Below are 14,247 nucleotides of genomic sequence, written 5' to 3' on the forward strand. Positions count from 1 at the left end.
CTGCGCCATGCCCGGCCGCACCAGAACCAGCCGCCTTTCCCCGGACGGATTCGCGTACGGCGCGGCCCTCGGGCTCGCCGTCGACCGGCTCGTCGGCGATCCCCGCCGCGGACACCCCGTCGCCGCCTTCGGCCGGGCCGCCGCCGCGGTCGAACAGCGCCTCCACCACGACCACCGCGGCTGGGGCGCCCTGCACACCGCCGTCTGCGCCGGCTCCACCGCCGCCCTCGGCGCGCTCGCCGCCCGGGCCGTCCGGGACCGGCCGGCCGCCGCCGTGGCGCTCACCGCCGCCTCCGTCTGGGCCGTCGTCGGCGGGACGACCCTGGGCCGCGAGGCCCGTGCGATCGGCGGGGCGCTCGCCGTCGGGGACCTGGACGTCGCCCGGGAGCGGCTGCCGCACCTGTGCGGGCGCGACCCGCAGTCCCTGGACGGTCCCGCGATGGCCCGCGCGGTCGTCGAGTCCGTCGCCGAGAACACCTCCGACGCCGTGGTCGGCGCCCTCTTCTGGGGCGCGGTCGCCGGCGTGCCGGGCCTCGTCGCCTTCCGGGCCGTCAACACCCTCGACGCGATGGTCGGCCACAAGTCCCCGCGCCACCGCCGCTTCGGCTGGGCCTCGGCCCGGCTCGACGACGTGGCCGGCTGGCCCGGAGCCCGGCTGACGGCCGTCGCCGCGACGCTCGCCGGAGGGAATCCGCGCGGGGCCGTACGGGCCTGGCGGGCGGACGCGGACCGGCACCCGAGCCCCAACGCGGGGCCCGTCGAGGCCTCGTTCGCGGGCGCCCTCGGCGTACGGCTCGGGGGGACCCTCTCGTACGGCGGGCGGGTCGAGCACCGGCCCGTGCTGAACGGGGAAGGGCGGCCCGTCGAGGTCGCCGACATCGACCGGGCGGTCCGGCTCTCGCGCCGGGTCACCGCCGTGACCCTGGCCGCCTGTGTCGGCGGCCGCATGATCATCGGTGCTGCCGTGAAGAACGCGAAGCGGAGGAACGCATGAGGGGTGGGGGCCTGCTGGTCGCCGGGACCACGTCCGACGCCGGCAAGAGCGTCGTGACGGCCGGCATCTGCCGCTGGCTGGTCCGCAAGGGCCTGAAGGTGGCGCCGTTCAAGGGACAGAACATGTCCCTCAACTCCTTCGTGACCCGCGAGGGCGCCGAGATCGGGCGGGCCCAGGCCATGCAGGCCCAGGCCGCCCGGGTCGAGCCGACCGCGCTCATGAACCCGGTCCTGCTCAAGCCGGGCAGCGACCGCTCCAGCCAGGTCGTCCTGATGGGCAAGCCGGTGGGCGAGCTGTCCGCCCGCGGCTACCACGGCGGGCGGCAGAAGGAACTCTTCGAGCCGGTGATGGCGTGCCTGGAGGAACTCCGGGGCATGTACGACGCCGTGATCTGCGAGGGGGCGGGCAGTCCGGCCGAGATCAACCTGCGGCGCACGGACATCGTGAACATGGGCATCGCGCGGGCCGCGCGGCTGCCCGTGGTCGTGGTCGGCGACATCGACCGGGGCGGGGTCTTCGCCCAGTTCTTCGGGACGACGGCGCTGCTGAGCCCCGAGGACCAGTCGCTCGTCGCCGGATACCTCGTGAACAAGTTCCGGGGCGACGTGACCCTCCTCGAACCCGGCCTCGACATGCTGCACGGGCTGACCGGGCGGCGGACCTTCGGCGTCCTGCCGTACGCGCACGGGCTCGGCATCGACGAGGAGGACGGCCTCCGGGTCTCGCTGCGGGGCACCGTCCGCGAGTCCGTCGTCGCGCCGCCCGTCGGCGCGGACGTGCTGCGGGTCGCCGTCTGCGCCGTACCGCTGATGTCGAACTTCACGGACGTCGACGCGCTGGCCGCCGAGCCGGGCGTCGTCGTCCGGTTCGTGGACCGGCCCGAGGAGCTCGTCGACGCGGACCTCGTCGTCGTGCCCGGCACCCGGGGGACGGTGAAGGCACTCGCGTGGCTGCGGGAGCGGGGGCTCGCGGACGAGCTGGCCCGCCGCGCGGCCGAGGGCCGGCCGGTCCTCGGGATCTGCGGCGGCTTCCAGGCGCTCGGCGAGCGGATCGAGGACGAGGTCGAGTCGAAGGCCGGGACCGTCGACGGGCTCGGACTGCTGCCCGTACGGGTCCGGTTCGCGCGCGAGAAGACCCTGGCGCGGCCGGTCGGCGAGGCGCTCGGGGAGCGGGTCGAGGGGTACGAGATCCACCACGGCGTCGCGTCGGTGGACGGGGGCGAACCGTTTCTGGACGGGTGCCGGGTCGGCGCCGTGTGGGGCACCCACTGGCACGGCTCGCTGGAGAGCGACGGGTTCCGCCGGGCGTTCCTCCGGGAGGTCGCGGCGGCGGCGGGGCGGCGGTTCGTACCGGCCCCGGACACGTCGTTCGGCACGCTGCGGGAAGAGCAGCTGGACCGGCTCGGCGACCTGATCGAGGAACACGCGGACACGGACGCGCTGCTGCGGCTCATCGAGGAGGGCGCCCCGGCGGGGCTGCCGTTCGTGCCGCCGGGTGCGCCGTGAGTGCCGGTTGCGGCTTGGAGAGTCGTGCGCGGGTGGCCCCTGTGGGTGGTTGCCCGCCGTCGGCGGCCATCGGGTCCCCGTCACATCAGCTGATCGAACTTGAGGGAAGGACCAACCGATGAGCACCCGGTATCCGTTCACCGCCGTCGTCGGCATGGACGATCTGCGGCTCGCGCTGCTGCTGAACGCGGTCAGTCCGGCGGTGGGCGGTGTGCTCGTCCGGGGCGAGAAGGGGACCGCCAAGTCCACGGCCGTCCGCGCGCTCGCCGATCTGCTGCCGGTGGTTCCCGTCGTGGCGGGCTGCCGCTTCAGCTGCGATCCCGTCTCGCCCGACCCCGGCTGCCCGGACGGGCCGCACGCCGACGCCCCCGGGGCCGAACGCGCCGCACGCATGGTCGAGTTGCCCGTCGGCGCCTCCGAGGACCGGCTCGTCGGCTCGCTCGACATCGAGAAGGCGCTCGCCGAGGGCGTGAAGGCCTTCGAGCCCGGCCTCCTCGCCTCCGCCCACCGGGGCATCCTGTACGTCGACGAGGTCAACCTGCTGAGCGACCACCTCATCGACCACCTGCTCGACGCCGCCGCCATGGGCGCCTCGCACGTCGAGCGCGAGGGCGTCTCCGTACGGCATGCCGCCCGCTTCCTGCTCGTCGGGACCATGAACCCCGAAGAGGGCGAACTGCGGCCGCAGTTGCTCGACCGGTTCGGGCTGACCGTGGAGGTCGCCGCCTCCCGCGTGCCCGAGCAGCGGGTGGAGGTCGTCCGGCGGCGGCTCGCCTTCGAGGACGACCCCGCCGGGTTCGCCGCCCGCTGGGCGGACGAGGAGACCGCACTGCGGGACCGGATCATCGCCGCCCGCACCCTGCTGCCGAAGGTGGCCCTCGGCGACGCCGCCCTCCTCCAGATCGCCGCGACCTGCGCCGCGTTCGAGGTCGACGGCATGCGCGCCGACATCGTCATGGCGCGGGCCGCCACCGCCCTCGCCGCCTGGGCCGGCCGCACGGAGGTCACCTCCGAGGACGTGCGGCAGGCCGCGCTCCTGGCCCTCCCCCACCGGCGTCGGCGCAACCCCTTCGACGCGCCCGGCCTCGACGAGGACAAGCTCGACGAGACCCTGGAGCAGTTCAAGGGTGAGGAGCCGGAGACCGACTCCGACGAGGACCCCGAGCCCGACGGCCCGGGTGACGGCGGCCCCGGCGGTGGCGGAGGGATTCCGCCGCAGGGCGAAGGCCCCGCCCCCGAGACGGACGGTGCGCCCGAGGAGACCCCTGCCGACGCGCCCGCGCCCGCCGAGGCTCCGGACCCCGCCCCCGCCCCGCAGGGCTCCGGCGCCGGTGAGCGCGCGGCCGTCCAGGCCGCCGAGCCCTTCCGTACGAAGATGCTGAGCGTGCCCGGTCTGGGCGAGGGCGCCGCCGGGCGCCGCTCCCGGGCCCGTACCGAGCACGGCCGTACCACCGGATCCACCCGGCCCCGCGGCGCGCTCACCAAGCTGCACCTGACGGCGACCGTGCAGGCCGCCGCCCCGCACCAGCGGGCGCGCGGGCGGACCGGTCCCGGGCTCGTCGTCCGGCGGGACGACCTGCGGCAGGCGACCCGTGAGGGGCGTGAGGGGAACCTCGTGCTCTTCGCCGTGGACGCCTCCGGCTCGATGGCGGCCCGGCAGCGGATGAGCGCCGTCAAGGGTGCCGTCCTCTCGCTGCTCCTCGACGCCTACCAGCGGCGCGACAAGGTCGGCCTGATCACCTTCCGGGGCCGTACCGCCGATCTGGCGCTGCCGCCGACCTCGTCCGTGGACGCCGCCGCCGCACGCCTTGAGCAGCTCCCGACCGGCGGCCGTACGCCGCTGTCCGCCGGGCTCCTCAAGGCCCACGACGTGCTGCGGATCGAGCGGCTGCGGGACCCCTCGCGCCGCCCGCTGCTCGTCGTCGTGACCGACGGCCGGGCGACCGGCGGCGGCGCCGACCCGGTGGCGCTGGCCGCCCGGGCGGCCCGGCTGCACGCCGCCGACGGCACGGCGAGCGTGGTCGTGGACTGCGAGACGGGCCCCGTGCGGCTCGGGCTCGCCGGGAGCCTCGCACGCGAACTCGGCGGCACCGCCGTCACCTTGGACGAGCTGCGGGCCGACTCGATCGCCGGCCTCGTCAGGGACGTACAGGCAGATCAGACAACCAGGAGGGCCGCTTAATGCCGCAGGGACAGCCGACCGTCGTGCCCGACGACGGTCTCACCACCCGTCAGCGCCGCAACCGCGCACTGGTGATGGTGCACACGGGCGTCGGCAAGGGGAAGTCGACCGCCGCCTTCGGCATGGCGCTGCGCGCCTGGAACCAGGGCTGGCCGATCGGGGTGTTCCAGTTCGTCAAGTCCGCCAAGTGGAAGGTCGGCGAGGAGAACGCCCTCAAGGCGCTCGGCGAGACCGGCAAGGGCGGCACGGTCACCTGGAACAAGATGGGCGAGGGCTGGTCCTGGATCCAGCGCGAGGTCGCCGAGGGCGAGCAGTCGCACGAGGAGAAGGCCCGCGAGGGCTGGGAGCAGGTCAAGCGTGACCTCGCCGAGGAGCGGTACAAGTTCTACGTCCTCGACGAGTTCGCCTACCTGCTGCACTGGGGGTGGATCGACACCAAGGAGGTCGTCGAGGTCCTCCGCGACCGTCCCGGCCACCAGCACGTCGTCATCACCGGGCGCAACGCGCCGCAGGAGCTGGTCGACTTCGCCGATCTCGTCACCGACATGTCCAAGGTCAAGCACCCGATGGACGCCGGTCAGAAGGGCCAGCGGGGCATCGAGTGGTAGCACGTCTCGTCATCGCCGCGCCGTCGTCCGGCGCGGGCAAGACCACGGTCGCGACCGGCCTCATGGCCGCGTTCGCGGGCCGTGGTCTGGCCGTCTCCCCGCACAAGGTCGGCCCCGACTACATCGACCCCGGCTACCACGCCCTGGCGACCGGCCGGCCGGGCCGCAACCTCGACGCGTACATGTGCGGTACGGGGCTGGTCGCGCCGCTCTTCGAGCACGGGGCGCGCGGCTGCGACCTGGCCGTGGTCGAGGGGGTCATGGGCCTGTACGACGGGGCCGCCGACCAGGGCGAGCTGGCGTCCACCGCGCAGGTGGCGAAGCTCCTGAAGGCTCCGGTGGTGCTCGTCGTGGACGCGTCGTCGCAGTCGCGGTCGGTGGCGGCGCTCGTGCACGGGTTCGCGTCGTGGGATCCGGAGGTGCGGATCGGGGGCGTGATCCTCAACAAGGTCGCCACGGACCGGCACGAGCACCTGCTGCGGGAGGCGCTCGGGGAGTCGGGGGTGCCGGTGCTCGGCGTGCTGCGGCGGGCGCCTGCCGTGGCGACTCCGTCGCGGCACCTGGGGCTTGTGCCGGTTGCCGAGCGGCAGGCCGCGGCGGTGGAGGCGGTGGCCGCGCAGGCGGAGCAGGTGCTTGCCGGGTGCGATCTGGAGGGGCTGCTGGCATTGGCCCGCAGCGCGCCCGAGCTGCACGCCGAGCCGTGGGACGCCCACAACCCGGCCACCGGGCCGCAGTCGGCGGACAAGCCCGGCCGCAGGCCGGTGGTCGCCGTCGCCGGTGGGGCTGCGTTCACGTTCTCGTACGCCGAGCACACGGAGTTGCTCATCGCCGCGGGCGCGGACGTCGTCACGTTCGATCCGCTCCGGGACGAAGCGCTGCCCGAGGGCACCTCCGGGCTCGTCATAGGCGGCGGGTTTCCCGAGATGTACGGGGCCGAGCTGTCCGCCAACGAGCCGTTGCGGAAGGCCGTCGCCGCGCTCGCCGAGGCCGGTGCGCCGATCGCCGCCGAGTGTGCCGGGCTGCTCTATCTCGCGCGGTCCCTCGACGGCACGCCCATGTGCGGGGTGCTCGACGCGGACGCGCGGATGTCGGAGCGGCTCACTCTCGGGTACCGGGACGCCGTCGCCGTGAGCGACAGCGTGCTCGCTCCGACGGGCGCCCGGCTGCGGGGGCACGAGTTCCACCGGACCGTGATCGAGCCGGGCGCCGGGGCCACGCCCGCCTGGGGGCTGCGGCAGCCGGAGCGGCGCGTCGAGGGCTTCGTCCAGGGAGGGGTGCACGCCAGCTACGTGCACACCCACTGGGCGGGTGCTCCCGAGGTGGCCGCGCGGTTCGTCGAGCGGTGCGCGGGCGGTCCCGCCGCGTGAGATCAGCCGCCGGAGACGCCCACCACGAGCCAGATGAAGGCCACGCCCGCGACCGTGCACAGCAGGGTCGAACGGGCGGGGTGTTCGTGGTGGGCCTCGGGCAGGATCTCGGCGGCGGCCAGATAGAGCAGAGCGCCGCCGAAGAAGCCGAGATAGCTGCCGAGGAGTTCCTCCGGAAGGGTGAACAGCAGGGTGGAGGCCGCGCCGACGATGGGGGCGACGGCATCGGCGACGAGCATCCCGATGGCCTTGCGGCGGGCGTTCCCGTAGAGGCTCGTGATCGTGTACGTGTTGAAGCCGTCGGCGAAGTCGTGGGTGATGACGGCGAGGGCGACGGTGGCGCCCATGCCGCCGCCGACCTGGAAGGCGGCGCCGAGGGCGACGCCGTCCATGAGGCTGTGGAGGACCATCGCGGCGGCCGCGGTGAGGCCGACCTGCGGGACCCTCTCGTCGGCCCCGACCCCGTGTGCCGCCTGGCGGACGGCGAGGAGGCGCTCCACCACATGGGCGAAGAGGAAGCCTCCGACGAAGAGCAGCAGGGCCTCGGGGACACCGAAGACCTTCTCCCCCGCGGCCTCCAGGGCCTCCGGCAGGAGGTCGAGTCCGACGACGCCGAGCATGAGCCCGCCGGCGAGTCCGAGGACGAGGTGGCGGCGGTCGGTGACGCGCCCGGCGACCCAGCCGCCGAAGAGCGTCATGAGGAACGCGCCCAGCGCGACGACTACAGCCATGGGCCTTTGCTATCGGATGCGGCGGTGTGCGCGCACCTCGGCGTCGGGGCCCGGCCGGGGGTTCCGGTGGACGAAGTGCTCGCGCTGGTCGACGTGGTGCTGCGGGAGGCGGGGCTGACGCGGGCGGCCGTGCGGTCGCTGGCCACGCTCGACGTGCGGGCCGCCGAGCCGGGTGTCGCGGGCGCGGGTGCGGAGCTGGGGGTTCCGGTGCGGGGGTTCACGGCCGCGGAGCTGGCCGCCGTCCCCGTACCGCATCCGTCGGCGCTGCCGCTGGCCGCGACGGGCACGCCGTCGGTGGCGGAGGCAGCCGCGCTGCTGTCGGCGGGAGCGGGGGCAGGGGCAGGGGCCGGGGCAGGGGCCGAAGCGGGGTCAGGGGCTGAGGCCGGGGCTGAGGCCGAGGCTGGGGCTGGGGCCGGGGCCGGGGCCGGGGCTGGGGCTGGGGCCGGGGCCGGGGCCGGGGCTGGGGCCGGGGCCGGGGCCGGGGCTGGGGCAGTCGGGACTGCGGGGGCCACCGAGGCCGCCGAGGTCACCGAAGCCGTCGAGGCCTCCGGGGGCGCGCGGGCCGTGCTGCTCGTGCCGAAGCGGAAATCCCGGCGCGTAACGTGCGCGATTGCCACATGTGTACCGATTTATCCGCACGAACATGCCCCAGACGTACGGTTGTTGCCCCTGACTCACGGGTACATCGCTGGCGAGCCTGGCTCACCCCCCACCATCCCCACCCCCCACACGACGGCGGCCATGGACACGCACACGCACGCGCATACCGACGCCCACGACCTGCGCCACCACGGTGACGCCGAGGTCCGGGACGAGAAGTTGATCGATCTCGCGGTCAACGTCCGGACGAACACCCCACCGGACTGGCTGCGGAAGAGAATCGCCGATTCGCTGACCGGCCTCGCGGCCTATCCCGACGGCCGGGCCGCGCGGGCCGCGGTCGCGGTGCGGCACGATCTGCCGACCGGCCGGGTGCTGCTCACGGCCGGTGCCGCGGAGGCCTTCGTGCTGCTCGCGCGGGCTCTGCCGGCGCGCCGGCCCGTGGTGGTGCACCCGCAGTTCACCGAGCCGGAGGCGGCGCTGCGCGACGCCGGGCACGAGGTGGGCCGGGTGCTGCTGCGCGCGGAGGACGGTTTCCGGCTGGATCCGGCGATGGTGCCCGAGGACGCGGATCTGGTGGTGATCGGGAACCCCACGAACCCGACCTCCGTCCTGCATCCCGCCGCCTCGATCGCCGCCCTGGCCCGGCCGGGGCGGACGCTCGTGGTCGACGAGGCGTTCATGGACGCGGTGCCGGGCGAGCGGGAGTCGCTGGCCGGGCGGACCGACGTGCCGGGGCTCGTGGTGCTGCGCAGCCTCACCAAGACCTGGGGGCTCGCGGGCCTGCGGATCGGGTACGTGCTCGCCGAGCCGGAGACGATCGCGCTGCTCGAACGGGCGCAGCCGCTGTGGCCGGTGTCGACGCCGGCGCTGGTGGCGGCGGAGGCCTGCATGTCGCGGGCGGCGCTCGCGGAGGCCGAGCACGCGGCGCACCGGATCGGTGTGGAGCGGGCGCATCTGCTCGCCGGTCTCGCGGAGTTCGACGAGGTGCGGACGGTCGACGGGGCGGAGGGTCCGTTCGTCCTGCTGCGGATCGAGGGCGCGGACGCGATACGGGACCGGCTGCGGCTGCTCGGTTTCGCGGCCCGCCGGGGCGACACGTTTCCGGGGCTCGACCGGAACTGGCTGCGGCTCGCGGTCCGGGACCGGGCGACGACGAACCGTTTCCTTCAGGCCCTGGACCAGGCGCTCCTGCTGGGCGGCTGACCGGCGCGTACGGGCGGCGGCAAGGGGTGCGGGGAGGGCGACGTCGTCACCGTCGCCCTCCCCGCACCCCTGCTTCCCCCGTTTCCCGTGCTTCCCCTCTTTCCCCGCTTCCCCTGATTCCCCTACGTCTCCGGCACCCCCCGGCGCCTCCCCCTCTGGCCGTCAGCCGCGCGAGCGGCGCGAGCGGGTGACCGCCAGCGCGCCGCCGCCTGCCACCAGGAGGGCGAGCGCGCCCGCCGCGATGTAGGTGGTGGAGGAGCTGCCGCCGGTCTCGGCGAGGTTCTCGGTCGGGGTGGTGCCGCCGTTGTTGGTCTTCACGCCGCCGTCGCTGCTCGGCTCGACGGTGGGCCGCTGCGTGGGCTGCTCTGAGGGCCGCTCGCTGGGCTCCTGGGTGGGCTGCTCGGTCGGCTTCTCGGTCGGCTGCTCCGTGGGCTCCTTGGTGGGCTCCTCCGTCGGGGCCGGGCCCTCGGGCGTCTCGCAGGTCGCCTCGGCGAGCGTCACGGTGCCGTCGACCTTGGCCACGCCCAGCTTCAGCGGGTCGACCTCCACCTTGAGTTCGAGGGCCGTCGCCGCCGCGGTGCGGGAGGTCGTGGAGGTGCGGGAGAGGTCCAGGGTGACCTGGCCGATGCCCGGCACGGTCACCTGGGTGCGGCCTGCGGTGGAGAGGGTGGTCTTCTTGCCGAAGACGGTCACGTGCCCGAGGACGTTGGACGCGGCGACCGGCTTCTTCCCCACCTCGCACAGCGCCTTGGACGTGACCTTCTCGACCTCGATGAGGGAGAGCAGCGGAATGCCGGGGACGTGGACCTGTGCCTTGACCAGGTTCACGTACCCCTCGGCCTTCTCCTCGTCCACGGTGGCCTTGGAGGTGGCGACATCGGCGGCGAGGATGTCGATCGGCTCTCCGCCCTCGGCCCCCTGCACCTTCACCGTGAGCGCGGTCTCGCTCTCGGTCTCGGGTGCCTTGACCTCGTTGAGGGAGGCGCGCACCGGCACCTTCACCGTCTCGCCGAGGAGGGAGACGTCGAGGCCGGCCCGCAGGACGACGGCGGTGGCACGCCCTTCGCCGCCCGTGGCGTGCGCCGCCGGGGCCGCGAGGAGCACGGGGCCGACGGCCAGGGCGGCGACGGTCGCGGCGGCGGCGGTGCGGCGTACGGGCGCGCGGAAGGTGTTGCTGTTCAAGATGGTGGAACCCCCACAAGAGACATGGCGTCGCCGGCCGCTCACCACGGGGACGGTGGGTCGGCGCGGCCTCGGCGACTTGAGACACCGGAATCTTTACGCACGGAGAGTGAACCGACAGTCGCCTGACGCGAGTTCACTCCAAAGGGGGGTTTCCGTGTTCATATTCGATTCTTCTCGACACAACCGTTCCCGCACGCCCCGCGTCTTTCGTACGAGCGGACGCATCCGGGCGCATCCAGGGGCATCCAGGGGAGCGCGGGGAAAGGTGAAAACGAGCCGCCGCGGCTTCGGGTAACGGATCGTCAACCCGGCGCCTCGGGCGCTGTCAGCTCGCGCGCCAGTACCCGAGCGCGTGGACGCGCTCCTTGGGGAGGGCGAGCTCCTTGCGGGCGTACGCGGCGAGGGTGCGGGTCGTCGCGGTGTCGCAGGCGATCCAGACGTACGAGGCGGCGTCCGCGAGTTCGGGCAGCTCGGCCTTCACGCGGGCGATCAGCTCGGCGCCGCCGCCCTGGCGCGGGATCCGGCGCAGCTCGTGGCGGTCGGGGTCGAGGCGGACCGGCAGCTCGTCGTCGGAGGCGTGCTGCGTCTCGAACCAGACGGTGGCGGGGACGCCGGGGAGCGCGTCGAGCAGGGAGTTGACCGCGGGCAGGGAGGCCGGGTCGCCGACCACGAGCAGCCGCTCGGGGAGCGGGTCGGGCGCCTCGAAGCCGGTGCCCTGGAGCGTGGCGTCCACGGCGTCGCCGGGGGCGCAGGTGCGGGCCCAGTGGCTGGCGACGCCGTCGTGGAGGGCGAATTCGAGGCTGAAGGTGCCCGCCGCGAGGTCGGGGTCGACCAGGGTGTACGCCCGCTGGTGCGGCTTGCCCGCGTCGTCGAACCAGAGGCGGACCCACATCGTCGGGTGGACGCCGGCCGCGGCGAGCAGGCCGCCGTCCGTGAAGTGCACCCTGCGGTAGTCCTCGGTGACCTGCTCGGCCCCCGTCACCGTGAACGTGAAGTCCTTGCCCCGAAACAGCTTGAGGACCGCCCCCTGCCAGCCATGCCCCACCGTGATCTCCTCCCCTGGACTCCTGTAGATTTACTTAGGTCAGCCTAACCTAAGGTTCTGGAAAAGTTACGGACGGGAGCGGGGTCTCCGTGAGCATCGAGGTCTACCGGGACGCCTGGGGCGTCCCCCATCTGCGCGCCACGGACCCGGAGGAACTCGCCTTCGCCCAGGGGCGGGTGACCGCCCGGGACCGCGCCTGGCAGCTGGAGGTCGAGCGGCACCGGGCCCAGGGCACCACGGCCGCCTTCCTCGGCGCCGGCGAGCTCGGCTGGGACGCCTTCGCCCGGCGGGCCCGGCTCGCCGACACCGCCCGCCGCTGCCACGAGCGGCTCGAAGCCTCCGACGCGCCGACGGCCGCCTGGGTCCGGGCGTACGTGGACGGGGTCAACGCCGGCCTGGCCGACGGGGCCCGACGCGCACCCGAGTTCGCGGAGACCGGCCTCGCGCCCGGCCGGTGGGAGCCGTGGACCCCGCTCGCCGTCTGGCTCTCCACCCACATCCTCTTCGCCGGCTTCCCCACCAAGCTGTGGCGGGAGCAGGTCGCCGCGCGGCTCGGCGAGGAGTGGACGGAGCTCTTCGCGACGGACGGCCCCGGCACCGCGGGCTCCAACGGCTGGGTGGTGTCCGGCGAACGGACCGCGAGCGGCGCGGCCCTGGTGGCCGGCGACCCGCACCGGTTCATCGAGGCGCCGGGCGTCTACCAGCAGATCCGGCTCGCCTGCCCCGCGTACGACGTGGTGGGACTCGCCGTGCCCGGCGTCCCCGGGCTCGCCCACTTCGGCCACACCGGCTCGGTGGCCTGGGCGATCACCAACGCCATGGCCGACTACCAGGACCTGTACCGCGAGCGGCTCCGCCGGCTCCCCGGCGGGGGCGTCGAGGCCCTCGGCCCCGAGGGCTGGCGCCCGGCCGCGGCGCACACGGAGACGATCGAGGTCGCGGGCGGCGAGCCCGTCGTGATCGAGGTCGTGGAGACGGACCGGGGTGCCGTGATCATCGGGACGGACGACGAACCCGCCGGCGGTTCCGCCGCCGAAATCGCCGCCGATGGCGCCGGGGATGCCGCCGGTGATGCCGCCACGTGGGAGGCGGTGAGTCTGCGGTACCCGCCCCGGGTCACCGGCGAGCTGGGCTTCGGCACCCTGCCCGGGCTGCTGCGCGCCCGGACCGTCGCGGACGTGGACACGGCCCTCGACGGCTGGGTCGAGCCCGTGAACGTCGTCCAGGCCGCCGACACCCGCGGCGGCCTGCTGCACCGGGTCGCCGGCCACGTACCCGTACGGGACCGGGCCAACTCGCTGCGGCTCGTACCCGCTTGGGACCCGGCGCACGCCTGGGAGCCCGGGCCCGCGCCGCTGCCCCGCGCCGAGGTCCGCGACCACGCCGTCATGGCCAACGCCCGGGGGCTCGCCGCGCCCCTCGGCGTCGAGTTCGCCCCGCCGCACCGGGCGGCCCGCATCGACGCGCTCCTCGGCGCCTCGGCGGAGTGGACCCCGGAGACGACGACCGCCGTCCACACCGACACCGACAACCCCTCGGCGGCCCGCCTCCTCGCGGTGGTCCGGCGGGTGGCCGAGGGCCTCTCCCCCACCGCGTCCGCCGTGCGCGGGCGGCTCCTCGGCTGGGACCGGCGGATGGCGGCGGAGAGCACCGACGCGGGCCTGTACGCGGCCGTCCGGGGCGCCGCCGTGCGGCGGCTCGCCGGGCACGAGGCCTTCGCGGCGCTGCGCGAACCCGCCCCGTACCCCGAGCTGTTCCGCCCCTGGCTGGCCCTCGGGCCCCGGGTCGCCTTCGCCCTGGAGACCCTGCTCACGGCCGGTCCCGTGCCGGCCGGGGACGTCGACCGGATCGTGCGCGAGGCCCTGGAGGAGACCGGGGCCGGCGAGCCGCCCGCCGCCTGGGCCGTGACCCACCGCCTCGCGCCCTGGCAGGCGCTCCCCGACGCCGACGACGCGCAGTGGCCGGGGCTCGCCGGGGACCACGACTGCGTCCTGTCCACGTCCAGCGTGCCCGGCTGGACCGACCGCAGCGCCCGCGCCTCGGCCGCCCGCTACGTCTGGGACCTCGCCGACCGCGAGCGGAGCCGCTGGATCGTGCCGTTCGGGGCGTCCGGGGTGCCCGGCGACCCGCACCACCGCGACCAGCTCCCCCTGTGGCTGCGGGGCGAACTCGCCCCCGTCACCACCGACTGGAACCGACTCGCCCCCGAACCCGCCCCCGAACACACCGCAGAGCACGAGGAATCACGATGACCACCGCCACCAGCGTGTACGAGCAGGCCGTCGAAGGCTTCGGCACCGTCCGCGTCTCCCCCGTCGACCCCGACCGGGACGCCCCCCTCCTGCACGCCTGGGTGAACGAGGACCGGGCCCGCTTCTGGGGCATGGGCGGCACCACCGTCGAGCAGGTGCGGGAGATCTACGCCCACCTCGACTCGCTGACCACGCACCACGGTTACCTGGTCAGCCGGGACGGGGAGCCGGTCGCGCTCTTCCAGACGTACGACCCCGAGGCCGACCGGGTCGGCGAGTGCTACGAGGTCCGTCCCGGCGACATCGGCGTCCACCTGATGCTCGCCCCGAGCGCCTCCCCCGAGCCGGGCTTCTCGGCGCGGCTCCTCGGGGTGCTGATCGACTTCTCGCTGCGCGACCACGCCCGTGTGGTCGTCGAGCCGGACGCCGCCAACGAGAAGGCGATCGCCCGGATGGTCCGGCTCGGCTTCGCGCTGGGCCCGGAGGTCGTCCTGCCCGAGGTGGACCTGCCGGAGGTCTTCATCCCGGAGAAGCGGGCGCGGCTCGCCTTCCTCACCCGCTGACCGGCGCGC

General features: G+C 74.8%; 11 protein-coding genes. 8 read left to right on the plus strand and 3 right to left on the minus strand.

The features are described 5' to 3' along the window. Positions 1 to 7 precede the first annotated feature (7 nt). The 5 genes from ACFC0G_RS00325 (at position 8) to ACFC0G_RS00345 (ending at position 6,656) form a co-directional block, all read left to right on the plus strand. Positions 8 to 994, plus strand: coding sequence for a cobalamin biosynthesis protein (locus ACFC0G_RS00325; RefSeq protein WP_376394792.1), 987 nt, complete (start codon positions 8 to 10; stop codon positions 992 to 994). Then, positions 991 to 2,499 carry a cobyric acid synthase gene (locus tag ACFC0G_RS00330; protein WP_376394795.1) on the plus strand — a complete coding sequence of 503 codons (1,509 nt, stop codon included), beginning with the start codon at positions 991 to 993 and terminating at the stop codon, positions 2,497 to 2,499. Before ACFC0G_RS00325 ends, ACFC0G_RS00330 begins: the two co-directional genes overlap by 4 nt. Positions 2,500 to 2,617: 118 nt before the next feature. After that, complete coding sequence (locus ACFC0G_RS00335) at positions 2,618 to 4,681, plus strand: putative cobaltochelatase (RefSeq protein WP_376394798.1); 2,064 nt, start codon at positions 2,618 to 2,620, stop codon at positions 4,679 to 4,681. Further along, complete coding sequence (gene cobO, locus ACFC0G_RS00340; protein WP_329624182.1) at positions 4,681 to 5,289, plus strand: cob(I)yrinic acid a,c-diamide adenosyltransferase; 609 nt, start codon at positions 4,681 to 4,683, stop codon at positions 5,287 to 5,289. Before ACFC0G_RS00335 ends, cobO begins: the two co-directional genes overlap by 1 nt. Then, positions 5,283 to 6,656 (plus strand): cobyrinate a,c-diamide synthase, encoded by a 1,374-nt coding sequence (locus tag ACFC0G_RS00345; protein ID WP_376394802.1) that lies wholly within the window; start codon positions 5,283 to 5,285, stop codon positions 6,654 to 6,656. Before cobO ends, ACFC0G_RS00345 begins: the two co-directional genes overlap by 7 nt. A gap of 2 nt (positions 6,657 to 6,658) precedes the next feature. On the opposite strand, the gene ACFC0G_RS00350 is transcribed toward ACFC0G_RS00345, so the two are convergent. Continuing rightward, positions 6,659 to 7,387, minus strand: a complete 729-nt coding sequence (locus ACFC0G_RS00350) for a ZIP family metal transporter (RefSeq protein ID WP_376394805.1) — start codon at positions 7,385 to 7,387, stop codon at positions 6,659 to 6,661. A gap of 66 nt (positions 7,388 to 7,453) precedes the next feature. Here ACFC0G_RS00350 and cobC point away from each other — a divergent pair, with 66 nt between their 5' ends. Then, complete coding sequence (gene cobC, locus ACFC0G_RS00355; protein WP_376394808.1) at positions 7,454 to 9,193, plus strand: Rv2231c family pyridoxal phosphate-dependent protein CobC; 1,740 nt, start codon at positions 7,454 to 7,456, stop codon at positions 9,191 to 9,193. Between the two features lie 162 nt (positions 9,194 to 9,355). Here cobC and ACFC0G_RS00360 read toward each other — a convergent pair whose 3' ends face one another. Next, positions 9,356 to 10,375, minus strand: coding sequence for an SCO1860 family LAETG-anchored protein (locus tag ACFC0G_RS00360; RefSeq protein ID WP_376394811.1), 1,020 nt, complete (start codon positions 10,373 to 10,375; stop codon positions 9,356 to 9,358). A gap of 328 nt (positions 10,376 to 10,703) precedes the next feature. Beyond that, a complete protein-coding gene (locus tag ACFC0G_RS00365) occupies positions 10,704 to 11,423 on the minus strand; it encodes a siderophore-interacting protein (RefSeq protein WP_376394814.1) in 720 nt (239 codons plus the stop codon). 89 nt (positions 11,424 to 11,512) lie between these two features. Between ACFC0G_RS00365 and ACFC0G_RS00370 the strand changes: the two genes are divergently transcribed. After that, entirely contained in the window at positions 11,513 to 13,675 is a 2,163-nt protein-coding gene (locus ACFC0G_RS00370; protein ID WP_376394817.1) for a penicillin acylase family protein, read from the plus strand. Further along, positions 13,672 to 14,238, plus strand: a complete 567-nt coding sequence (locus tag ACFC0G_RS00375; RefSeq protein WP_376394820.1) for a GNAT family N-acetyltransferase — start codon at positions 13,672 to 13,674, stop codon at positions 14,236 to 14,238. The genes ACFC0G_RS00370 and ACFC0G_RS00375 overlap by 4 nt, the downstream gene beginning before the upstream one ends. Positions 14,239 to 14,247 lie beyond the last annotated feature (9 nt).

The organism is Streptomyces sp. NPDC056169 (assembly GCF_042268445.1).
GTDB lineage: Bacteria > Actinomycetota > Actinomycetes > Streptomycetales > Streptomycetaceae > Streptomyces.